Raw genomic sequence first — 23,652 nt, 5'->3', positions numbered from 1 at the left:
GGGACACTCGTCCGATGGTCACGTACAATGGGATGAACACGCCACGCGGGCCGGCTGGCGGCCTCGCGGGCGCATCACGGGAATCAGCGCGTCATGTCCAGTTCGCACTTCCTGTCGGCTGACTGCCTGGACGCCGCCGTCACGGCGGCGCATGCCGCAGCCGCCATTCTACAAACCCACGCCCTGCACCGCGCGGATCTGGTGGTCGACCACAAGATGCGCAACGACCTGGTGTCCCAGGCCGACCGCGAGGCCGAACAGGCCATCATCGACATCCTGCGCGCCCGTACCCCGGAAATCGGCATCGTCGCCGAGGAATCCGGCGGCCAGCCGGGTACCCAGGCAACCTGGTGCATCGATCCGCTGGACGGCACCACCAACTTCATCAGCGGCATTCCTCACTACGCCGTGTCCATCGCCCTGATCGGCCACGCGGGCTGCCGTGCGAACGGCGGTGATCCGCTGCCCCGGGACACCCCGCTGATCGGCGTGGTCTACGACCCGAACCGGGAAGAACTGTTCTCTTCGCTGCATGGCCTGGGCGCCTGGCTCAACGGGCGCCGCATCCAATGCTCCACCACGCCGACGCTGGATCAGGCGGTGCTGGCCACGGGCTTTCCTTTCCGCGACTTTTCCTTCGAAGCCCTCTACATGCCGACCTTGCACGACGCCATCCACGCCACCCGCGGCATCCGCCGCCAGGGTTCGGCGGCCCTGGACCTGGCCTGGACGGCCTGCGGGCGCTACGATGGCTACTGGGAAATGGGTCTGGCACCCTGGGACGTGGCCGCCGGCACGGCGCTGGTCCGTGCGGCGGGCGGGGTCTGCGAAGACATCCGCCACCAGGAACCCTGGCCCGAGGGCGGCTACGTCTACGCCGGCAATCCGCACATTGCCACCGCGCTGGACGACCTGATCCAGAAACACACATGACATGACACGACAGCTCCTCGACACCCTGGGCGGCTGGCTGCCCGACCTGACCGACATCCGCCGCGCGATCCACGCCTGGCCCGAGCTCGCCTTCCAGGAGGCCCGCACCGCCGACACCGTGGCGCGCCTGCTGGAGTCCTGGGGCATCGAGGTCCATCGCGGCCTGGGCGAGACCGGCGTGGTGGGCCGCATCGCGGGACGCGGCCCGGGCCGGTCCATCGGCCTGCGGGCCGACATGGACGCCTTACCCATGCCGGAGACCAACACATTCCCGCACGCCAGCCGCAACCCGGGCGTCATGCACGCCTGCGGCCACGACGGCCACACCGCCATGCTGCTGGGCGCAGCCCGCTACCTGGCCGGACACCGCGACTTCGACGGCGTCGTGCACGTGATCTTCCAGCCCGCCGAGGAGGCCGGGGGCGGCGCGCGCCACATGATCGAGGACGGCCTGTTCGAACAGTTCCCCATGGACGCAGTGTTCGGCATGCACAACTGGCCCGGCCTGCCCGCCGGCGCTTTCGGCCTGACCGACGGTCCCATCATGGCCTCCAGCAGCACCTTCGAGATCACGCTGCGGGGCAGGGGCGCCCACGGCGCCATGCCCCACCTGGGTGTGGACCCGGTAGTCGCGGCCGCCCAGCTCACCCTGGCTTTCCAGACCATCCTGACCCGCGACCTGGACCCGTTGGAATCCGGCGTCATCAGCGTGACCCAGATCCACACCGGCTCGGCCGACAACGTCATCCCGGACCTGGCCGTGTTGCGCGGCACGGTGCGCACGCTATCGCAGGACACGCTGGACCTGATCGAGACCCGCATGCGCGACCTGGCGGGCCCACTCGCGCAGGCGCTGCGCTGCGAGGCGGATTTCAGCTTCCACCGCGAATACCCGGCCACCGTCAATCACCCCGAGCAGGCCGCCCTCTGCGCCCGGGTACTGACCGAGCTGGTCGGCGCCGACCGGGTCGACGCCCAGGTCCGGCCCTCCATGGGGGCGGAGGACTTCGCCTTCATGCTGCAGGCCCGCCCAGGATGCTACGTCTGGATCGGCAACGGCACGGGCGACCACCGCACGACGGGCCACGGCCTGGGGCCCTGCACCCTGCACAACGGCAGCTACGACTTCAACGACGCCATCATCCCGCTCGGCGCCGCCTACTGGGTGTTGCTGTCGCGCCGTTTTCTCGATTCCGCCGCCTGACCGGTCCGCGCCCGGGCGTTTCGGCCACCGGGCCACACCCCGGAAAAAGGCCGCCCATCGTCATGAGCCTTTCATGCCGAACGGTTAAAATACGCGCTTTGCCGACGCGCGCCTTCCGATCCGGACGCGGCGCCCCGGCATCCATCCCGAGGCCGCCATGTCCACTACCCTGCCCTCCTCAGATCGCCCGGTCACGCTGCGCGTCATGCCCCAGCCGTCCGACGCCAACGTCCATGGCGACGTGTTCGGGGGCTGGATCATGTCCCAGGTGGACATTGCCGGCTCCATCCCGGCCACGCGACGCGCGGGCGGACGGGTCGCCACTGTGGCCGTCAACGCCTTCACCTTCAAACAGCCCGTCTTCGTCGGCGACCTGCTCAGCTTCTACGCCGAGATCACCCACACGGGCCGGACTTCCGTCACCGTGTCGGTCGAAGTCTACGCCGAACGCCAGCGCCTGGAGGCCGAGGTCGTCAAGGTCACCGAGGCCACACTGACCTACGTCGCCACCGACGAGGATCGCCACAGCCGCCCCCTGCCCCCGATCTGAGGAGCCCGCACCGATGGCCGATCTGCCCGTCGTCGACGAGACCGCCATCCCGGTCGTCATTCCACGCCGCCTGGACCCGGAAGACGCCCAGTTGGCGCTGCAGGAACTGCAGGCCATCCTGAAACGCCAGGAGGTCGTGGACGCCCTCGCCCAGCGCCAGCACGAAGGAGAGGACGAGGACGGCTCGAACCTGCTGGAAGGCATGTTGCAGCGCCAGCACGAGGACGAGATCCGCCAGATCGTCAATACGCTGCATCCGGCCGACATCGCCTTCATCCTCGAATCCCTGCCGGTGCAGCAACGCCAGGCGGTCTGGCAACTGGTCAGCCAGGAACACGACGCCGACGTGCTGCTGGAGGTCGAGGACTGGGTCCGCGAATCGCTGATCGAGTCCATGGACCACGACGATCTGATCGCGGCCACGGGCGCCATGGATGCCGACGAGATCGCCGATCTCGCACCCGACCTGCCCCCCGACGTCATCGCCGAGGTCCAGAAGGGCCTGACCGATGCCGAGCGCGCCCAACTGGTCGCCGCCATGGGCTACCCGGAAGACACCGTCGGCGCCATCATGGACTTCGACATGGTGCGGGTGCGCGAGGACGTGACCCTGGAGGTCGTACTGCGCTACCTGCGCCGGCTGCATGAATTGCCCGACCACACCGATCAAATCTTCGTGGTGGACCGCGCAGACCAGTTGCGCGGCACGCTGTCGCTGTCGCGCCTGCTGCTCAGCGAGCCCGAAACCCTGGTCAACGCGGTCATGGAGCCCGACGTCCTCAGCCTGAACCCGATGGACGCCGACATCGACGCCGCCAACGCCTTCGAGCGCTACGACCTGGTGTCGGCCCCGGTGGTGGATGAACAGGGCCGCCTGATCGGCCGCGTGACGATCGACGAGGTCGTGGACGTGCTGCAGGAAGACTCCCAGGAGCAGGAACTGTCGCGCGCCGGCCTGCAGGAAGAGGACATCTTCGCGCCCGTCCTGGCGGCCTTGCGCAACCGCGCGCCCTGGCTGCTGGTGAACCTGTGCACGGCCTCGATCGCCTCGCTGGTGGCGTCGCGCTTCGAGGATACGGTCAGCCACATCGTGATCCTGGCTTTCCTGATGTCCATCGTGGCCGGCATCGGCGGCAATTCCGGCAACCAGACGATGACCATGATCATCCGCGCCATGGCCACGGGCCGCGTCACCGGCGCGAACATCGCGCAACTGGTCAAGCGCGAACTGCAGGTGACGTTCCTGGTGGGGTCCTGTGGCAGCCTGGTGGCGGCCACCTTCGCCTGGGTGATCTCGGGCTCCTACGCGGTCGCCGGGGTGATGATGGCGGCCATGGTCGGCAACATGCTGATCGGCGCAACGCTGGGGGTGCTGATCCCGCTGCTGCGCGACCGCTTCGGCAAGGACCCCGCCATGGGCTCGTCGGTGCTGCTGACGTTTGCCACGGATTCGCTGGGGTTCTTCCTGTTCCTGGGACTGGCGACGTTGTTTTTGCTGTAGTTTTTGGCTGCGGGCGGCACGTGCTTCATGCGTAGCGGCTCTTGTACGGTAGTGTCTGTTGTGCTGTATCTCGACCGCTCGCCAAACGCGCGGGGCGATTCGTCCCCCGGACGAATCACAAGCGTCCCGCTTGAACGATGGCTCGCTTGCCTCCCGGCTATCGACCCTCCGCCTGGCGGGTTCGAACAGCGCGTCCGGAAGAGGGCCATGCGGTCCGACGTGATTTCCAGTTCGGGCTCTCGATCTGGAGCGCCATGATGACCTCCGTAGAAAATCGCCTGCCCAACCGTCTGACAGATGCACGACCGACGAGCCATGCAACCCAGGCCGAGATATCGACCCACACACGACCTTCGGGATGAAAAGCTGAAACTTGCTGGATGACTGGCAGCGGCGGCCACAGGACGTCGCCGAGGCCTCGCAAAAGCGCACCGACAGTCGACACCCTCCAGACCGGAACGCGTCCACACGCCCGCGCACCAGAAATGAAAAAGGCCGGGACACAGCGCCCGGCCTTTCCACTCACCCGAAGAAGCCTTACTTCAACTGCCCATGGCAGTGCTTGTACTTCTTCCCGCTGCCGCACGGGCAAGGATCGTTGCGGCCTACGCGGGGCACCGCGCCAGCCGGGGTCGCCGCCTTCTGGCCGGGCGCCGGCGTCTCGTCCAGGCCCAGGTCCTCGCCGCGCAGCGCCGCGTCGTAGTCGGCGTGGTGATAGCGCACGTTTTCCACCGGCGACGCCGGCTCCTCGACCTCGACCTGCTCGCGCGACTGGATGCGCACCGTCATCAGCACCCGGATCGTCTCGTTGCGCACGCGGTCCAGCATGTCCGAAAACAGCGTGAACGCCTCGCGCTTGTAGGCCTGCTTCGGGTCCACCTGCGCATAGCCGCGCAAGTGGATGCCCTGGCGCAGATGGTCCAGGGACGCCAAATGGGCGCGCCAGTTCGTGTCCAGCGCCTGCAGCAGCACCGAGCGCTCGAACGGCCGCCAGCCCGCCTCGGACACCAGGGCGACTTTCTCGTCATACAGCCGCCTGGCCTCGGCCAGCACCCGCTCCAGCAGATCATCGTCCGTCAGGTTGGGTTCCTTTTCCAGCATGTCGGCCAGCGGCAGGGCGATCGCCCAGTCGGACTCCAGGGACGACTGCAGGCCCGGGACGTCCCACTGCTCTTCCATCGTTTCTTCCGGCACGTAGCGGCGGAACACCGACGTGATCTCCGCGTCACGCAGGTTGGCGATCGTGTCGGCGACCGACTCCGCTTCCAGGACCTCGTTGCGCTGGGCATACAGCACCTTGCGCTGGTCGTTGGCCACGTCGTCGTATTCAAGCAATTGCTTGCGGATGTCGAAGTTGCGGCCCTCGACCTTGCGCTGCGCGGATTCGATCGAACGCGACACCATGCGCGCCTCGATCGGTTCGCCTTCGGGCAGACGCAGGCGGTCCATGATGGCGCGCACCCGGTCCCCGGCGAAGATCCGCATCAGCGAATCGTCCAGCGACAGGTAGAAGCGCGAGGAGCCCGGGTCGCCCTGACGGCCGGCGCGGCCGCGCAACTGGTTGTCGATGCGCCGCGATTCATGGCGCTCCGTGCCGATGATACGCAGGCCGCCGGCCTGTTTGACGGCCTCGTTGGCCGGCGCCCATTCGGCGCGGATGGCGGCGATGCGGGCGTCCTTGTCCTCGGGGGACAGGTCGGGATTGGCGCGCACCAGATCGATCTGCTTGTCCACGCTGCCGCCCAGCACGATGTCCGTGCCGCGACCTGCCATGTTGGTGGCGATCGTGATGTGACCGGGCTTGCCCGCCTCGGCGACGATCTCGGCCTCGCGCGCGTGCTGCTTGGCGTTCAGCACCTCGTGCGGCAGGCCTTCTTTCTTCAGCGCGTTGGACAGCAGTTCGGAGTTCTCGATGCTGGTCGTGCCCACCAGCACCGGCTGGCCGCGCTTGTGGCAGTCGACGATGTCGGCCAGGATCGCACGGTATTTTTCCGCGTCGGTCTTGAAGACCTGGTCGTTCTGGTCCTGGCGCGCCATGGGTCGGTTCGTCGGGATGATGACCGTTTCCAGACCGTAGATTTCCTGGAACTCGTAGGCTTCGGTGTCGGCCGTCCCCGTCATGCCCGACAGTTTGTCGTACATGCGGAAATAGTTCTGGAAGGTGATCGAGGCCAGCGTTTGATTCTCGTTCTGGATGCGCACGCCTTCCTTGGCCTCGACCGCCTGGTGCAGGCCGTCGGACCAGCGGCGGCCCGCCATCAGGCGGCCCGTGAACTCGTCGACGATGACGACCTCGCCGTCCTGGACGACGTACTGCTGGTCGCGGTGGAACAGGTTGTGCGCCCGCAGGGACACGAGCAGGTGGTGCATCAGCGAGATATGGCGCGGGTCGTACAGCGACTCGCCTTCGGGCAGGATGCCCTGGCGCGTCATGATTTCCTCTGCCTTGATCTGGCCGGCTTCCGAGAGGTGCACCTGCTGCGCCTTCTCGTCCACCCAGAAATCGCCCTCGGGCTCGGGCTCGTGGGGCTTGGGTTCTTCCGCCATGCGCGTCAGCAGGGGCGGCACCGCATTCATGCGGATATAGAGTTCGGTATTGTCCTCGGCCTGGCCGGAAATGATCAGCGGCGTGCGGGCCTCGTCGATCAGGATCGAGTCCACCTCGTCGACGATGGCATAGGCCAGGCTGCGCTGGCGACGGTCTTCCGGACGGAATTCCATATTGTCGCGCAGATAGTCGAAGCCGTATTCGTTGTTCGTGCCGTAGGTGATGTCGGCCTGGTAGGCGGCGCGCTTTTCCTCGTTGTCCTGCTGGGGCACCACCACGCCGACCGTCATGCCCAGGAAGTTGTAGAGCCGACCCATCCATTCGGCGTCCCGGCGGGCCAGGTAATCGTTGACCGTCACCACGTGGACCCCACGACCGCTCAGGGCGTTCAGGTAGACCGCCAGCGTGGCCATCAGGGTCTTGCCCTCGCCGGTGCGCATTTCGGCGATCTTGCCATTGTGCAGGGCGATCGCGCCCAGCATCTGGACATCGAAGTGGCGCATGCCGAACACGCGCCGGCTGGCCTCGCGCACCACGGCGAAGGCCTCGGGCAGCAATGAATTCACGGACTTGCCTTCCGCGATCCGCTGACGGAATTCATCGGTCTTGGCCTTCAGCGCGTCGTCGGACAGGGCCTGCATCGAGGGTTCGAGCGCATTGATCTGCGCGACCTGCTTGCGGTACTGCTTCAACAGCCGGTCGTTGCGGCTGCCGATGATTTTTTTGAGCAGAGAAACCATATCGTGTCGTCGCTGCGGGCCCGAGCGGGGATCGGACACCGAAAGATTGTGGTGAAGCGCGGACGCCGCATGGCGAACGCAGATAAACGATGCAGTTTAACGCAGCGAGGAAGCCTGCGCATTGGCGGAGGATGCGGCCTGCGCCACCCGATCATCCGACATCGCCAGGCGTGTACGGGCGTCATCCTGGATGAACAGCGCCGGATCCAGGGGATAATCCGCCATTCGCACCTCGAAATGCAGGTGCGCCCCGGTGGACCGGCCGGTGCTGCCCACGCGGGCGATCAACTGGCCCTGGCGCACGATGTCGCCGGTCTTCACCAGCACGCTGGAGGCATGGGCGTAGCGGGTGCGCAGGCCGTTGCCATGGTCGATCTCGACCATCCGGCCATAGCCGTGCCAAGTACCCGCCCGCGTCACCAGCCCGCCGGAGGCCGCCCGGATGGGTGTGCCGCGAGGAGCGACGAAATCCAGGCCTTCGTGCATCGTATGGCGGCCGCTGACCGGATTGCGGCGCCAGCCGAACGAAGAGCTGAGCGCAGGGTAGTCGACCGGCGACAGGGTGGGCAGGCTGGCCTGGAAGCCCGCCTGGCGGGAAAGGGCCGCATCCACCAGCGCGAAGGTGTCCTCCTGGTTCTCCAGGCGCCGCCCCAGCGCGTCGATGTGCCGCCCCAGCAGTTCCGCGGAACCGATGACGGGCTCCGGCAGGGTCTGGGCGGGAATGTCGTCCATCACCTGCGTATCGTCATGCGAGGTGCCGCCATCGCCCGCCGCACCGCTGCCCGGCGAGGCGGCGAGTTCCGGCGCGGTGTAGCTCAGGCCTGCGGCCTGGGTGACGCGCGCACGCACGGATTCCATGGCCAGCACGCGCCCCTGCAGTTCGCCCAGCTTGCCCGCCAGGCCCGCGATGCTGCCCTGCAGCACCGCCGTATCCTGCCGCAGCCGGGAATCGATCGCCTCGCGCTGACCGGGATCCAGGACTGGCGCGCGCCAGGCCTGCCACTGGGCGCCGCTCCAGGCTGCCAGCGCCAGGGCGCAGGCCCCGCCCAGCCAGCGCAAGCGGCGCGCGTTAGAATGAAGCCAGCGCGCGGTGAGCGCAGTGTGTTCCGATTTCGTCACTCAAAATTCCTCATGTCCATGGCGATGCCGCCCCGGCGGAACCGATCATCCGGCACCCCGGCCCTGGAGTGGCTGGACCGCACCCCCCAGGGCGCGCTCATGATGCGCACGGCGCGCGAACTGCTGGCCATCCAGGCTGCGCTGGCCGGCACGCTGCCGCCCGCCCTGGCGCGCCGGATCCGGGTCGCCCGGATTGATGGACCGCAAATCACCGTGATGGTTCCCGGACCCGCGCACGCTGCGCGGCTGCGCCAGACGACCGAAGCCGCGGCCCGCAGGATCCGGGACGCCGGCTGGCCCGTCGAACGGATTGTCGTCCAGATCGACGCCGGCATGGACCGGACCTGGACACAAAAGCCCAGGCGGGAAGCCCAACCCCTGGGAGAAAACGCTCTGCGGTCTTTCGAAGACCTGAAGCGTCAAGTGGCACCCGGCCCGCTGGCCGACGCCATTGGGCGGCTGCTGCGCCACCACCGTTCGTGAAAGGACTTCAGGCCCGGCGACGGCAAGCCGCAATCAGGCAAGCTGCCAGTCGCGGGTAAAAGCGGCGGGCGCGGTGTCGCGCGACTCGTAGCTGACCAGTTCCCAGCAATCCTGGCGGGCCAGCAGCGCACGCACCAGCTGATTGTTCAGGCCATGGCCGGACTTGCAGGCGACGTAGCGCGCCACCAGCGGATTGCCGGCCAGGTACAGATCCCCGATGGCATCGAGGATCTTGTGTTTCACGAATTCGTCGTCATAGCGCAGCCCGTCGGCGTTCAGGACACGGTATTCGTCCATGACGATGGCGTTGTCCAGGCTGCCGCCGCGCGCCAGGCCCATGGAGCGCAGGGCCTCGACTTCGCTGGCGAAGCCGAAGGTGCGCGCGCGGGCGATGGTCTTGACGTAGGAATCCCGGGCGAAGTCGATTTCAGCCGCGTTGGCCGTGGAATCGATGGCGGGATGCCGGAAATCGATCGAGAAGGACAGCGCGAAGCCGTCGTGGGGTTCCAGCCGCGCCCATTTGGCGGCGGGGCCCTCGCCTTCACGGACTTCGACGGGCTTGAGCACCCGCAGGAAGCGCTTCGGCGCGGCCTGCTCCAGCAGGCCGGCGCTGCGCAGCAGGTAGACGAACGTGCCCGCGCTGCCATCCATGATGGGGACTTCCTCGGCGTCGAGATCGACGTGCAGATTGTCCACACCCAGACCGGCCAGGGCCGACATCAGGTGCTCGACGGTGGACACGCGCACGGAGCCCTGCTGCAGGACCGAGGCCATGCGGGTGTCGCCCACGGCATCGGCGCGCGCGGGCAGATCCACGACTTCGGGCAGGTCCACGCGATGGAACACGATGCCGGTATTGGGCTCGGCCGGGCGCAGGGTGATTTCCACACGGCGACCCGAGTGCAAGCCGACCCCGGTGGTAGACACGGACTGTTTGATGGTGCGCTGCAGGAGCATGAGATTCTTTTTCGACGTGAAAACGGCCCTGCGGAACGCGGTCCGCATGGCTTGATCTCACGTATTGTAATCAATATCCGGGTTTTCCACGATAGTCGAATGCAACATGGCCGGAAATGGATGCAAGCAAAACCAAAGCGAAGGCGCGCCTTCCCCCAGGGGCAGGGGAAGACGCGCCAGGCGCCGCGAACTGCTGTACGACAGCCGCGATGTGAGGTTGCGCGCGAAGCGGGCCCGGTCAGTCGGCCTGCTTGCGCAGGAACGCCGGAATGTCGAAATGATCCATGCCGGCCGTTTCCAGTGCCCGGACCTGGGCCGAGGCGTGGGTGCGCGGATTGCGGATCACCGACGGCACATCCGTACCGGAAAAATCGTGCCCGACGCCCACCGGCATGTTGTCCGTACCGGTGCGCTGGGCCTCGGCGTTGTTCGACACCAGCTGCGGACGGGCCGCTGCGGCGCCCAGGCCGGTGGCGACCACCGTGACGCGCAGGTTTTCACCCATGGACTCATCGTAAGCCGTGCCGAAGATCACCGTGGCGTCGGCCGAGGCATAGCTTCCGATCGTGTCCATGATCTCGCGGGTCTCGCGCATCTTCAAAGAACGGCTGGCGGTGATGTTCACCAGCACGCCACGCGCGCCGTGCAGATCCACGCCTTCCAGCAGCGGGCAGGCGATCGCCTGTTCGGCCGCGATGCGGGCGCGGTCGGCGCCGGACGCCACGGCCGTCCCCATCATGGCCTGACCCTGCTCGCCCATGATGGTCTTCACGTCTTCGAAGTCGACGTTGACGTTGCCTTCGACATTGATGATCTCGGCGATTCCGGCGCAGGCATTGTGCAGCACGTCGTCGGCCGCGCGGAAGCAGTCTTCCTGCGTGGCGTCCTCGTCCATCAGTTCGTACAGGTTTTCGTTCAGCACGACCACCAGCGAATGGACATGGCGCGACAGTTCACGGATGCCTTCCTCGGCCATGCGCATGCGCTTGCCGCCCTCGAAGACGAAGGGCTTGGTGACCACGCCCACCGTCAGGATGCCCAGTTCCTTGGCGACTTCGGCCACCACGGGGCCGGCCCCCGTCCCGGTGCCCCCGCCCATGCCGGCGGTGATGAACACCATGTGGGCGCCGTTCAGCGCCGCGCGGATTTCCTCGCGCGCGGTCTCGGCGGCGGCACGGCCCTGCTCGGGCTTGGCGCCGGCGCCCAGGCCGGTGCGGCCCAGGCGGATCTGGACCGGCGCCTCGCTGGTGACCAGCGCCTGGGAATCCGTGTTCGCGCAGACGAACTCCACTCCCTGCACGCCCGAACGGATCATATGGGCCACGGCGTTGCCGCCCGCCCCGCCCACACCGACGACCTTGATCACGGTGCCGTTTCTGCTGGTATCCAGCATTTCGAAATTCATCATGATTGACTCCCTCACATACGGAAAAACGAACAACTTCCCCTGAAAAGCCCACGTTCCGGGCGGCCTTGGCGCCGCCTCAGTTCATGAACCACTCCTTCATGCGCGCCAGAACGGACTTGACCTTTCCCTTCTGTTGCGCCACTTTGCGGCCGCGGGCGCGCTGCATGCGCGCCTCGGTCAGCAAACCCATCACCGTCGAGAAGCGCGGATTGCGCATCACGTCTGCCAGACTGCCCTCGTACATGGGCACGGCGACGCGAACCGGCTTGAGGAACACGTCCTCGGCCAGTTCCACCATGCCCGGCATGAGCGCCGTCCCCCCGGTCAGCACAACCCCGGAAGACAGCAATTCTTCGTAACCGGATTCGCGCACCACCTGTTGCACGAAACCAAACAGTTCCTCCATGCGCGGCTCGATCACCGCGCCCAGGGCCTGACGCTTGACACTGCGATTGGGGCGGTCACCCAGGCCCGGCACCTCGATCATTTCCTCGGCGTCGACCAGGGCCTGCTTGGCGATGCCATGGCGCAGCTTGATTTCCTCGGCGTCCGGCGTCGGGGTGCGCAGCATGGCGGCGATATCGCTGGTGACCTGGTCGCCCGCGATCGGGATCACAGAGGTGTGGCGAATCGCGCCGCCGGTGTAGATGGCGATATCGGTGGTGCCCCCGCCGATGTCCACCAGCACCACGCCCAGTTCCTTTTCGTCGGTCGTCAGGCAGGACAGGCTGGAGGCGAGCGGCTGCAGGATCAGGTCCTGGACCTCGAGGCCGCAACGGCGCACGCATTTGACGATGTTCTGGGCCGCGCTGACCGCGCCCGTGACAATGTGCACGCGCACTTCCAGGCGCATGCCGCTCATGCCGATCGGCTCGCGGATGTCCTCCTGGGCGTCGACGATGAACTCCTGGGTCAGCACATGCAGCACCTGCTGGTCGGTCGGAATGTTGACCGCCTTGGCCGTCTCGATGACGCGCGCGACGTCGGTGGCGGTGACTTCCTTGTCCTTGACCGCCACCATGCCGCTGGAATTGAAACTGGTGATGTGGCTGCCGGCGATGCCGGTGTAGACCTCGCGGATCTTGCAATCGGCCATCAGTTCGGCTTCCTCCAGCGCGCGCTGGATCGAATTCACGGTGGACTCGATGTTGACCACCACGCCCTTGCGCATGCCTTCGGACTCGTGCTGCCCCAGGCCCAGCACCTCGAACCCGCCGTCGGGCAGGATTTCGGCAACGACGGCGGCCACCTTGCTGGTGCCGATATCGAGTGCAACGATCAGGTCTTTGATGTCACGGGTCATGGTCTGGTCGATCGGGAGGATGCTGAGGTTTCGGGAGAAAGCGTGATGGCGAATCCGTTCGGATAGCGCAGGTCGGCGCTGGCGATCATGCGGCCGCCCAGGCGCCGGGTCAGTTCCGGCCAAGCCTGGACGAAGCGTTCGATTCGGGCGGCGAACGGCAGTGCGCCGGAGCGCCCGTGGGGGTCGGCGACGTCGGCGGCCGGATCCCGGCCCAGCGTCAGGCGGACGTCGTCGGACAGCGTGACTTCCCAGGCGTAGCGGGGCGTCAAGGTCGCCTCTCGCACGCTCAGGCCCAGCGGGGCGAACCAACGTGCGATCTCGGCGTAGCGCTGCACCACGAGCCGCTCCGAATTCACCGGACCGTTCAACTGAGGCAAGTCCAGATCGTCGGGCAGTTCACCCTGGTTGGCCGTGAAGGCCTCGCCCCAGGTGTTGATCATCTGGTTCTCATTCCAGTAGGCCAGCGGCTGCTGTTCCTCGATGCGCACCTGCAGCGTCGCCGGCCAGACTCTCCGGACGATGGCGTGACGCACCCAGGGCGCGGATTCGATGCGGCGCCGGGCCGCATCCAGATCCATCAGAAAGAAATTGCCTCGCACCTGGCCCGCCAGGGCGGTCTGCAGGCTCAGCGGCGTAACATATTGCAGGGTCGAGCCGGCCGCCGGGGCCAGCTCGATCCGCGAAATCGAGAAATACGGCCGACGGATGGTCCAGACGACGGCCCCGACCACGATCGACAACACCGCCAGCAGGGCCAGCAGGTTGGCGATCAGATTGGTCAGTCGGGCTTCGGCGAACACGTCCGGGTCCTCCCTCAGTCCGTCCGACGCAGCTTGCAGCGCGCCGTCGACAGAATTTCCACGCACAGCCGGCCATAGCTCATGCCGGCGGCCCGGGCGCCCATGGGCACGAGCGAATGACTCGTCATGCCCGGCGAGGTGTTCATTTCCAGCAACCAGGGGCGTGCCTGCTCGTCGAGCATCACGTCGGCGCGACCCCAGCCTTCGCAACCCAGCGCCCGATAGGCCTGGACGGCAAGATCCTGGACATGGCGGGTCAGTTCATCCGGCAGGCGGGCCGGACATTCATAACGGGTATCGTTGGATACGTACTTGTGTTCGTAATCGTAGTTGCCCTGCGGCGCGATGATTTCGATCACGGGCAGCGCGCGCGCGGCCGCGCCCGCGCCCAGGACCGGCACGGTCAGCTCGCGGCCGCGGATGAACTGCTCGGCCAGGGCCAGGTCGTCGAAACGGCAGGCCAGCGCCTGCGCTTCGCGCAGCTGGCCTGCCGACTCGACCCGTGTCAGGCCCAGCGTGGAGCCTTCGTGCGGCGGCTTGATGATCAGCGGCAGGCCCAGGGTGCCGGCCAGATCCGCCGGATCGGCATCGCAGGCCAACTCGGCGAAGCGCGGCGTGGGCAGTCCGAGCTGCAGCCACAGGCGCTTGGTGGCGATCTTGTCCATGGCCAGGCAGGAAGCCAGAGGGCCGCTGCCGGTATACGGAATCCGCAGCAATTCCAGCGCGCCCTGCAGCGTGCCATCTTCGCCATAACGCCCGTGCAAGGCGATGAAGACACGGTCAAAGCCCGCCGCCGCCAGATCCGCCAGGCTGCGTTCCCCGGTATCGAACAGGTGGGCATCGACACCCTCCTCGCGCAGCGCGGCGCAGACGCCCTCGCCCGACATCAGCGAGACTTCCCGCTCGGCGGAACTGCCGCCGTACAGCACGCCCACGCGGCCGAATGCCTGGCTCATAGCGGACTCCCCAGTTGTGCGGGGACGCGGCTGATGGAGCCGGCCCCCATGATGATCACGACATCCCCGTCGCGGGCGAAATCCCCGATCGCGGCCGCCATGTCGGCCACGTCTTCGACGAAGACCGGCTCGACCTTGCCGGCAACCCGCAACGCGCGCGCCAGCGCGCGGCCGTCGGCGGCGATCAATGGCGCCTCGCCGGCCGCATAGACCTCGGTCAGCAGCACCGCATCGGCCAAACCGAGGACACGCACGAAATCCTCGAAACAGTCGCGCGTGCGCGTATAGCGATGCGGCTGGAAGGCCAGGACGATGCGCCGGTCCGGCCAGGCGCCGCGCGCGGCGGCCAGAGTCGCCGCCATTTCGACCGGATGATGGCCGTAGTCGTCGACCACGGCGTACACGCCGCCGCCGTGCTTCGGCGACACCGGGAAGCGGCCCACCTGGGTGAAGCGGCGGCCCACGCCACGGAACTGGGCCAGCGCCTCGGCGATCGTCTCGTCGGGAACACCCAGCTCGGTGGCGACGGCGATGGCGGCCAGCGCGTTGAGCACGTTATGCCGGCCCGGCAGGTTCAGCCGCACGGACAAGGGTGGCATATCGCCCTGGGCGCCCTGGCGCTCGACCTCGAAACACATGACGGTGCCGTCGGCGCGCAGGTTGCGGGCGCGCACCTGGGCCGGCATGTCGATGCCATAGGTCGTCACGGGTCGCGACACGAATGGAATGATCTCGCGCACATTGGCATCGTCCACGCACAGCACCGCGCTGCCGTAGAACGGCAGCCGCTGGGTAAACTCGACGAAGGCGCTCTTCAGACGCGCCACGTCATGCCCGTAGGTGTCCATGTGGTCGAGGTCGATGTTGGTGATGATGGCCATCACCGGCAACAAGTTCAGGAATGAGGCATCGGACTCGTCGGCCTCGACGACGATGTAATCGCCCTGGCCCAGCCGCGCGTTGGCGTCGGCCGCATTCAGCCGCCCGCCGATGACGAAGGTGGGATCCAGCCCGCCCGCCGCCAGCACGCTGGCCACGAGGCTGGTGGTGGTGGTCTTGCCGTGCGTGCCGGCGATAGCGATGCCGCGCTTCAGGCGCATCAGCTCGGCCAGCATCAGTGCGCGCGGTACCACGGGGATGCGCGCGGCGCGTGCCGCCAGGACTTCCGGGTTGTCCGCGTGGATGGCGGTGGACGTGACCAGGGCGCCTGCGCCCTGGATGTTTTCGGCGGCATGCCCGATCAGAATGCGCGCGCCCAGCGACGCCAGCCGCCGCGTCACGGCGGTCTCCTGGACGTCGGAGCCGCTGATCGAATAGCCCAGATTCAGCAGAACCTCGGCGATGCCGCTCATGCCCGAACCGCCGATGCCGACAAAATGAATGTTGCGGATGCGATGCTTCATGCCGATTCCTCCAGACTATGGACGCAGGCATCGGCGATCAACTGCGCGGCGTTCAGACTTGCATGTTCACGGGCATGGGTGGCCACGGCGGACAGTTCGGCCCGCTGGCGCAAAGCCAGCCAGTCCGACAGTCCGGACGCGTCCAGACCGGACTGCGGCATCATCCAGCCGCCGCCGCACTCGGACAGATAGCGGGCATTGGCCGTCTGGTGGTCGTCGATGGCGTGCGGCAATGGAATGAACAGGGCCGCAACGCCCACGGCCGCGACCTCGGCCACCGTCATGGCGCCCGCCCGGCAGACGACCAGGTCGGCCCAGCCCAGGGCCTCGGCCATGTCGTCGATGAAGGCCGCGACCTCGCCGGTCACACCCAGGCGCTCGTAGTGCCGGCGCACGGCCTCGGCGTGGCGCTCCCCCGCCTGATGGCGCACCAGCGGCCGGGACGCCGCTGGCAACAGCGCCAGGGCCTCGGGCACCAGTTCGTTCAGACGGGCCGCCCCCAGGCTGCCACCCACCACCAGCACGCGCAGCGGACCTTGACGGCCGGCGTAGCGCTCGCCTGGAGGGACGAGCGATTTCAGCGCGGCGCGCACCGGATTGCCCACCATCAGGGCGTCGGGCAGCGCCCCGGGGAAACCGCACAGCACCCGGCTGGCGAAACGGGCCAGGACGCGATTGGCGGTGCCCGCCACGGCGTTCTGCTCGTGCACGACCAAGGGGATGCCCGCCAGGCGCGCCATCAGGCCACCCGGAAAGGCCGCGTAGCCGCCCATGCCCAGCACCACGTCGGGACGATGCACACGCAGCAGCCGGCGCGCTTGCAGGCAGGCCGCGCCCAGGGTGAACGGCAGCTTCAGCAGCGCGCCGGCACCCTTGCCGCGCACGCCCCCGAAGCGCAGCGGCAGCAGTTCGATGCCGCGCGCCGGCACCAGGCGGCCTTCCATGCGCGCCGGATCGCCCAGCCACAGCACACGCCAGCCGGCGGCGCCCAGGACCTCCGCCACGGCCAGGCCCGGCATGATGTGCCCGCCCGTGCCACCCGCCATGATGAGGATCGTGCGCGCGCTCATCGCCGCTTCCCCCGCATCATGCAGCGGGTCTCGTAATCGACCCGCAGCAGCAGCGCGATGGCCGCCAGATTCATGACGATGCCCGAGCCGCCGTAGCTGACCAGCGGCAGCGTCAGCCCCTTGGTCGGCAACAGCCCCAGGCAGACGCCGACGTTGATGAAGGACTGGACCCCCATCCACAGCGCCACGCCCTGGGCGACCAGGCCGTCGAAGACCCGCTCCAGCACCATCGCCTGTCGGGCGATGTCGAAGCCGCGCATCACGACGTAGACAAACACGGCGATCAGGCACAGCACCCCGACCAGGCCCAGCTCCTCGCCGATGACGGCGACGATGAAGTCGGTATGCGCCTCCGGCAAATAATGCAGTTTCTCGATGCTGGCGCCCAGGCCTACGCCGAACCATTCCCCCCGCCCCAGGGCGATCAGGGAATGGGACAACTGATAGGCGCTGCCGTAGGCATTGTCCGGATTCCAGGGATCCAGGTAGACGAACAGGCGTTCGCGGCGCCAGGGCGACAGCCAGATCAGCATCAGGAAGCTGGACATCACCCCGCCCAGCAGCAGGGTGAACAGCTTCAGGTTGATTCCGCCAATGAAAAGGATACCGACGGCGATGGCGCCGATGACGATGAACGCGCCCAGGTCGGGTTCCAGCAGCAGCAGCACCCCGACCAGCATCAATGCCAGCGCCATGGGTGCGAACCCGCGCACGAACCCGCGCACGAAACCCTGAAGATGAGCCTGCTTGCGCACCACGTAATCGGCTGCGTACAACAGGATGGCGGCCTTCATGAGCTCCGAGGGCTGGAAATTCACCGGCCCGAGGGGCAGCCAGCGCCGGGCGCCGTTGACTTCGCGCCCGATGCCGGGCACCAGCACCACCATCAACAGGGCCAGCGCCAGGATGAACAGGGGCATGGAGACCTTTTGCCAGATCCGCATCGGAATGCTGGCGGTGAACAGCGCGGCCAGCAAGCCGATGACAATGAATGCGGCATGGCGACCGACGAAATAGAAGCGGCCATAGCTTTCATAACGCGGTCCGTCCGCCAGGGCGATCGAAGCCGAATACACCATCAGCAGGCCGAACAGGACCAGGGCGCTGACCGCCACGATCAGCCCCACGTCCACGCTGGGCATGGCCGTGCGGCCCGGCCGCACCGCGTTCACGCCGCCGCTCAGGGTGCCGAGCACGCTCATGCGATCTCTCCACGCTCGATCGCCAGTTCGCGCACGGCTTCGACGAAGCATTCGCTGCGATGGGCGTAGTTGCGGAACATGTCCATGCTGGCGCAGGCGGGCGACAGCAGTACGGCGTCGCCCGGCCGCGCCAGTGCCAGGCCCTGGGCCACGGCGTCTTCCAGCGTGGCGCAGGCCCGCAACGGCACCCCGCAGTCCGCCAGCGCCTGGCCGATCAGCGGACCGTCCTGGCCGATCAGCAGCACGGCGCGCGCATGGGCGCGCACGGCCGGCGCCAGCGGCGCGAAATCCTGACCCTTGCCCAGGCCGCCGGCGATCAGCACCACCGGCCGGCCCAGCCCCTTCAGGGCGGCCAGCGTGGCACCCACATTGGTCCCTTTGCTGTCGTCAATGAAGTCCACCCCGGCAATCGCCCGCACGAATTCCGTGCGGTGCGCCTCGCCCCGATACCCGCGCAGGGCGTGCAACAGCGGCGCCCATTCCAGTCCGATGGCGCGGCACAGGGCCAGCGCCGCCAGCGCATTGAGCGCGTTGTGGGTGCCCTGGATACGCAGCGCCTCGGCTGGCATCAGCGCCTGGGCGGGCACGGCGGGCCGCCGGGCGGGCGCTTCGTCGCGCGCCGCCCGACGGCGGCGGGCCGGAACCTGAGCCACCGGATCGGTTTCGACCTCGGGCGCAGTCGCCAGCCAGACCAGACCCTGTTGCGTCAGCAGGCCGAAATCCCCCGCCAGGGTCGGCGCATCCGCCCCGAAACCGCGCACGCGCTCGTCGTCCAGGTCGCCAACCATGTCCCGCACCAACGGGTCGTCGCGGTTGACGACGGCGATCCGCGCCATCTCCAGCAGCCGCGCCTTGGCCGCCGCATAGGCACGCATCGAACCGTGCCAGTCCAGGTGATCCTGAGTGACGTTGAGCACCGTGGCCGCATCGGGCGCCAGAGAGAAAGTGGACTCCAGCTGGAAGCTGGACAGCTCCAGCACCCAGATCTCCGGCAGGTCGTCTTGCTCCAGCGCATCCTTCAGGCTGGCGAGCGCGGCCGGGCCGATATTGCCGGCCGCGCGTACGCGGCGACCGCACGTCTCGACCAGATGACGCGTCAGTGATGTGACCGTGGTCTTGCCGTTGGTGCCTGTCACCGCAAGCAAGGCGGGCGCATAGCCCTGTGCGCGCAGGTCGCCCAGGGCGCGGGCGAACAGCTCGATCTCGCCCAGGATTTCGACGCCGCGCTCGCGCGCCGCCGCCAGCAGGCCGGCCACGGGCGCCTCGAGTGGGCTCAGGCCCGGACTGAGCACCAGCGTGTGCACTTCGTCGAGCGCGTCGGCCGTCAGGGCATCGGGCCCCAGCCGCAGATCGGCATCGACGCCGTCCGCCTTCAGTGCGTCCAATCCGCCGGGCCGCGCGCGCGTGTCCAGCACCCGCAGGCGGACGCCCTGCGCGGCGCACCAGCGCGCCGCCGCCACGCCCGTTTCCCCCAATCCGAGGATCAGGGTCAGGCCGTCGCGGCGCAGGGAGGGGAAGTCGCGGGGGCTCGTCATCGCAGTTTCAGGCTCGCCAGACCGACCATGACCAGCATCATGGTGATGATCCAGAAACGGACCACCACCTGGGTTTCCTTCCAGCCACCCACCTCGAAATGGTGATGCAGCGGGGCCATGCGGAAGATCCGGCGGCCTTCCCCATAGCGCTTTTTGGTGTATTTGAACCAGGTGACCTGCAGCATCACCGACAGGGTCTCGACCACGAACACCCCGCCCATGATGAACAGGACGATTTCCTGCCGCACGATGACGGCGATCGTGCCCAGCGCGCCCCCCAGCGCCAGGGCGCCCACGTCCCCCATGAAGACCTGGGCGGGATAGGCGTTGAACCACAGGAAAGCCAGACCCGCGCCCGCGATGGCCGCGCAGATCACCATCAGCTCGGAGGCGCCGGGAATGTAGGGGAACAGCAGGTACTTCGAATAGTCCACCCGCCCGACCACGTAGGCGAAGATGCCCAGGGCCGAACCGATCATCACGGTGGGCATGATCGCCAGGCCGTCCAGGCCATCGGTCAGGTTCACGGCGTTGCTGGTGCCCACGATCACCAGCCAGGTCAGCGCGCCGAAGCCGAACACGCCCAGCGGATAACTGACGGTCTTGAAGAACGGCACGATCAGGTCGGCGCGCGCGGGCAGCGGCATGGCAAAGCCGCTCAGGATCCATTCACGAAACAGCGGCCAGAGCGCCGTGTTGGCCGGCGCCGACACGGCGAAACTGAGGTAGACGGCGGCCACGGCGCCGATCAGCGCCTGCCAGAAGAATTTCTGCCGCGCCGGCATGCCTTCCGGATCGTGGTGCACGACCTTGCGGTAATCGTCCGCCCAGCCGATCCAGCCGAAGCCGAAAGTCACCAGCAGCACCACCCAGACGAAGCGATTGGTCCAGTCCGCCCACAGCAACGTGCTGATGCCGATGCCGATCAGGATCAGCGCGCCGCCCATGGTCGGGGTGCCGCTCTTCTGCAGGTGCGTCTGCGGGCCGTAGCTGCGCACCGCCTGGCCGATCTTCAGGGCCGTCAACCGGCGGATCAGCCAAGGACCGGCCACCAGACCGATGGCCAGCGCCGTGGCGCAGGCCAGCAGCGCGCGGAACGTAATGTATTCCACCACGCCGAAGGCGCGGAAATGCTCGTCGGACAACCAGCGCGCCAATTCAAGCAGCATGATCGTCCCCCCGCGCGGCCGCGTCCGTGTCGAGCGCCTGCACCACGCGCTCCATGCGCATGCTGCGCGAGCCCTTGACCAGGATGTGGCCCGGACGCGCTGCCAGCAGGTGCGGCAGCAGTTCGTCGAACGAGTCGAAGGCCTGGGCCTGCGGGCCGAAGGCCTGCGCGGCCCCCCGGGCCGCCGGGCCCAGGGTCAGCAGCGCATCCACGCCGCACTGGCGGGCATAGGCGCCGACCTCGGCATGCATGGCCGGCCCTTGGTCGCCGACTTCGGCCATGTCGCCCAACACCAGGATGCGCCGCCCGTCCAGTCCGGCCAGCACGTCGATGGCGGCACGAACGGAATCCGGGTTGGCGTTGTAGCTGTCATCGATCAACTGGAAACCGTCAGACAACGGCCGTGGCTGCATCCGACCGCCCACCGGGGCGAAAGCCGCCAGGCCCGCTGCGATGGCCGCCGCGGGCGCCCCGGCCGCCCACGCGCAGGCCGCTGCGGCCAGGGCGTTGCGCAGATTGTGGCGCCCCGGCGCGTGCAGGACGACCTGAACTGTTTCCGCGCCCAGGTGCAGGCGGAATTCCGTCTGCGCCGTGCCGGCGCGGATCTGCGAGGCGTACACGTCGGCCGCATCCGAAAAACCGAAGCGCAGCGTCCGCCGGTCGCCGGCCATCTCCCGCCAGAGGCCGCTGTAGTCCTCATCGATGGGGAACACCGCCACGCCATCGGCGGACAGCGCCTGCAGCACGGCGCCGTTCTCGCGCGCCACGGCCTCGACCGTGCTCATGAACTCCTGATGTTCGCGCTGGGCATTGTTGACCAATGCGACCGTGGGCTGCGCGATGGCGGCCAGCACGGAAATTTCCCCCGGATGGTTCATCCCCAGCTCCAGGACGGCGGCGCGATGCGCCGGACGCAGCCGCAGCACCGTCAGCGGCAGACCGATCTCATTGTTGAAATTGCCGCGCGTCGCCAGGCGGCCCGTCTCGCCGCACCAGGCCGCCAGGATCGCGGCGATCATTTCCTTGGTCGTGGTCTTGCCATTGCTGCCGGTCACGGCGATGACCGGCATGCGGAACCGGCGCCGCCAGGCCGTGGCCGCGCGCCTCAGGGCCAGGCGTGTGTCGCCCAGCACGATCTGCGGCAAGCCGGCGCCGGGAATCCGCCGGGCGACGATGGCCGCCCGCGCGCCGGCCCCGGCGGCCGCGCCCAGGTAATCGTGACCATCGAAGCGCTCGCCCTCGAGCGCCAGGAACAAAGCGCCCGCGGACAGCGCGCGGGTATCGGTGGAAAGTTCCGCGCCTTGTTGCCAGGTCAGCGCGAAACGCGCCCATTCACGGTCGTCGAAGGCGCTGCGCACCTGCTGGACTTCCTGGTAGGTCTCATGGCCCTTGCCCGCCAGCAGCACCACATCGCGTTCGCCCGCGCCCCAGATGCCCTCGAGGATGGCGTCGGCCCGGTCGAGCCGGATTTCCGGACGCTCCGGCATGCCCGCCACGATCTGTTCGACAATGGTTTCGGGCGATTCAGTACGCGGATTGTCGGTGGTGACCACGACAACATCGGCCAGCCTGGCCGCGACGGCGCCCATCAAGGGCCGCTTGCCGGCATCCCGGTCGCCGCCGCAGCCGAACACGCAACGCAGGCGGCCGCCGCGATCCCGTGCCAACGGCCGCAGCGCCTCCAGCGCCCGTTCCAGCGCGTCCGGTGTGTGCGCGTAATCCACCACGACCAGTGGCTGGGGGCGGGAAGCACTTGCGCCGCCCAAGGCCGTGACCGCCTGCAGGCGTCCCGGCACCGGATGCAGCACGGCCAGGGCGCGGGCGATGCGACTCAGCCCCCAGCCCAGTTCGCGCAACACGCCGGCCACCAGCAACAGATTTGAAATATTGTGTTCCCCGACCAGATGGGTCAGGATCTGGGCGCGGCCGTCGGGCGCGACCAGATTGAAGACCAGGCCGTTGGCGCCATGCTGGATGTCTTCGGCCCGGAAGGCCGCTTCGGCGTCGCGCCGCAGACTGTAACCCACCCGATGCCCCGATGGCGCGGCGCCCGCAAGCAGTTCCCGCCCCGCCGCATCGTCGGCGTTGATGACCGCGCCGCGCAGGCCCGCGCGCGCGAACAGGGCGAACTTCGCCTGTTTGTAGCGCGCTTCCGTGCCATGGTAGTCCAGGTGGTCGCGGGTCAAGTTGGTGAAGCCCGCGACCTGGATGCTGACGCCGTCCAGGCGGCCCTGCTCGATCCCGATCGAGGACGCCTCGATGGCGGCCGCCACGCCCCCGGCGCGCACGATGGCGGCCAGGCTGCGATGCATCGTCAGCACATCCGGGGTGGTCAATGCGCCGCCCAGATTGCCGCCGTCCGCGAGCGTCACGCCCAGCGTCCCGACGGTGCCGCAGGGCATGTCCTCGGCATTCAGCGCCGCCGCGATCCATTGTGTGGTGGACGTCTTGCCATTGGTGCCCGTGACGGCAATCACAGTCAGGGCGTCGGACGGACGACCGTACCACAGGTGGGCGACCTCGCCCAGCAATGCGCCCAGACCTTCGACCTCCAGGACCGGCACGGCGGTGGGCGAAGGGTGATCGCCGCCCGCCTGCCGGACGATGGCCGCCGCGCCCGCCGCCACGGCGGCGGCCATATAGGCACGTCCGTCCGAAGCGATCCCCGGGCAGGCGAAGAATACATCGCCCGGCCGCAGCTGACGCGAATCCAGGCAGAGATCCGCCTTGCGATCGACCCGCTCATCCAGCCAGGCCATGATGTCTAACATG

General features: G+C 67.9%; 18 protein-coding genes. 5 read left to right on the top strand and 13 right to left on the bottom strand.

The genetic code is table 11. The annotated features are described in order from the left end of the window. Nucleotides 1-93: 93 nt before the first annotated feature. From O4H32_RS05970 to mgtE, 4 genes are all read left to right on the top strand, one after another. Nucleotides 94-933 carry an inositol monophosphatase family protein gene (locus O4H32_RS05970; protein WP_269357630.1) on the top strand — a complete coding sequence of 280 codons (840 nt, stop codon included), beginning with the start codon at nt 94-96 and terminating at the stop codon, nt 931-933. Between the two features lies 1 nt (nt 934). Beyond that, a complete protein-coding gene (locus O4H32_RS05965; protein WP_269357629.1) occupies nt 935-2,137 on the top strand; it encodes a M20 aminoacylase family protein in 1,203 nt (400 codons plus the stop codon). A gap of 157 nt (nt 2,138-2,294) precedes the next feature. Then, nucleotides 2,295-2,687, top strand: coding sequence for an acyl-CoA thioesterase (locus tag O4H32_RS05960; protein ID WP_269357627.1), 393 nt, complete (start codon nt 2,295-2,297; stop codon nt 2,685-2,687). 13 nt (nt 2,688-2,700) lie between these two features. Beyond that, nucleotides 2,701-4,188, top strand: coding sequence for a magnesium transporter (gene mgtE, locus O4H32_RS05955; protein ID WP_269357625.1), 1,488 nt, complete (start codon nt 2,701-2,703; stop codon nt 4,186-4,188). A gap of 537 nt (nt 4,189-4,725) precedes the next feature. On the opposite strand, the gene secA is transcribed toward mgtE, so the two are convergent. Next, on the bottom strand, nt 4,726-7,476 hold the full coding sequence (gene secA, locus O4H32_RS05950) for a preprotein translocase subunit SecA (protein WP_269357623.1): 2,751 nt from the start codon (nt 7,474-7,476) through the stop codon (nt 4,726-4,728). A 96-nt stretch (nt 7,477-7,572) separates the two neighbouring features. Then, the gene (locus O4H32_RS05945; RefSeq protein WP_269357621.1) at nt 7,573-8,595 is read right to left on the bottom strand and encodes a M23 family metallopeptidase; all 1,023 of its coding nucleotides are present in this window, start codon (nt 8,593-8,595) and stop codon (nt 7,573-7,575) included. Between the two features lie 12 nt (nt 8,596-8,607). Between O4H32_RS05945 and O4H32_RS05940 the strand changes: the two genes are divergently transcribed. Further along, on the top strand, nt 8,608-9,078 hold the full coding sequence (locus O4H32_RS05940; protein ID WP_269357620.1) for a DciA family protein: 471 nt from the start codon (nt 8,608-8,610) through the stop codon (nt 9,076-9,078). A gap of 33 nt (nt 9,079-9,111) precedes the next feature. On the opposite strand, the gene lpxC is transcribed toward O4H32_RS05940, so the two are convergent. The 11 genes from lpxC to murF form a co-directional block, all read right to left on the bottom strand. Beyond that, nucleotides 9,112-10,035 (bottom strand): UDP-3-O-acyl-N-acetylglucosamine deacetylase, encoded by a 924-nt coding sequence (gene lpxC, locus O4H32_RS05935; protein ID WP_269357619.1) that lies wholly within the window; start codon nt 10,033-10,035, stop codon nt 9,112-9,114. A 238-nt stretch (nt 10,036-10,273) separates the two neighbouring features. Further along, complete coding sequence (gene ftsZ / locus O4H32_RS05930) at nt 10,274-11,443, bottom strand: cell division protein FtsZ (RefSeq protein WP_269357618.1); 1,170 nt, start codon at nt 11,441-11,443, stop codon at nt 10,274-10,276. A 76-nt stretch (nt 11,444-11,519) separates the two neighbouring features. Beyond that, on the bottom strand, nt 11,520-12,746 hold the full coding sequence (ftsA, locus tag O4H32_RS05925; RefSeq protein ID WP_269357616.1) for a cell division protein FtsA: 1,227 nt from the start codon (nt 12,744-12,746) through the stop codon (nt 11,520-11,522). Next, nucleotides 12,743-13,546 (bottom strand): cell division protein FtsQ/DivIB, encoded by an 804-nt coding sequence (locus O4H32_RS05920; protein WP_269357615.1) that lies wholly within the window; start codon nt 13,544-13,546, stop codon nt 12,743-12,745. The genes ftsA and O4H32_RS05920 overlap by 4 nt, the downstream gene beginning before the upstream one ends. 14 nt (nt 13,547-13,560) lie before the next feature. Further along, the gene (locus O4H32_RS05915) at nt 13,561-14,502 is read right to left on the bottom strand and encodes a D-alanine--D-alanine ligase (protein WP_269357613.1); all 942 of its coding nucleotides are present in this window, start codon (nt 14,500-14,502) and stop codon (nt 13,561-13,563) included. Then, the gene (gene murC / locus O4H32_RS05910; RefSeq protein WP_269357611.1) at nt 14,499-15,905 is read right to left on the bottom strand and encodes a UDP-N-acetylmuramate--L-alanine ligase; all 1,407 of its coding nucleotides are present in this window, start codon (nt 15,903-15,905) and stop codon (nt 14,499-14,501) included. The genes O4H32_RS05915 and murC overlap by 4 nt, the downstream gene beginning before the upstream one ends. Further along, on the bottom strand, nt 15,902-16,975 hold the full coding sequence (gene murG / locus O4H32_RS05905) for an undecaprenyldiphospho-muramoylpentapeptide beta-N-acetylglucosaminyltransferase (RefSeq protein ID WP_269357609.1): 1,074 nt from the start codon (nt 16,973-16,975) through the stop codon (nt 15,902-15,904). The genes murC and murG overlap by 4 nt, the downstream gene beginning before the upstream one ends. Beyond that, nucleotides 16,972-18,177: a putative lipid II flippase FtsW gene (ftsW, locus tag O4H32_RS05900; RefSeq protein WP_269357607.1), complete on the bottom strand. Its 1,206-nt coding sequence runs from the start codon at nt 18,175-18,177 to the stop codon at nt 16,972-16,974. Before ftsW ends, murG begins: the two co-directional genes overlap by 4 nt. Further along, entirely contained in the window at nt 18,174-19,712 is a 1,539-nt protein-coding gene (murD, locus tag O4H32_RS05895) for a UDP-N-acetylmuramoyl-L-alanine--D-glutamate ligase (protein ID WP_269357605.1), read from the bottom strand. The genes ftsW and murD overlap by 4 nt, the downstream gene beginning before the upstream one ends. Next, nucleotides 19,709-20,881 carry a phospho-N-acetylmuramoyl-pentapeptide-transferase gene (gene mraY, locus O4H32_RS05890; RefSeq protein ID WP_269357603.1) on the bottom strand — a complete coding sequence of 391 codons (1,173 nt, stop codon included), beginning with the start codon at nt 20,879-20,881 and terminating at the stop codon, nt 19,709-19,711. Before mraY ends, murD begins: the two co-directional genes overlap by 4 nt. Next, nucleotides 20,871-23,651, bottom strand: a complete 2,781-nt coding sequence (gene murF, locus O4H32_RS05885; protein WP_269357601.1) for a bifunctional UDP-N-acetylmuramoyl-L-alanyl-D-glutamate--2,6-diaminopimelate ligase MurE/UDP-N-acetylmuramoyl-tripeptide--D-alanyl-D-alanine ligase MurF — start codon at nt 23,649-23,651, stop codon at nt 20,871-20,873. Before murF ends, mraY begins: the two co-directional genes overlap by 11 nt. Nucleotide 23,652 lies beyond the last annotated feature (1 nt).

This window comes from Castellaniella denitrificans, assembly GCF_027214045.1.
GTDB lineage: Bacteria > Pseudomonadota > Gammaproteobacteria > Burkholderiales > Burkholderiaceae_B > Castellaniella > Castellaniella denitrificans_A.
Note: the sequence above shows the minus strand (reverse complement) of the source record. Positions and strands in the feature narration are given on the sequence as shown.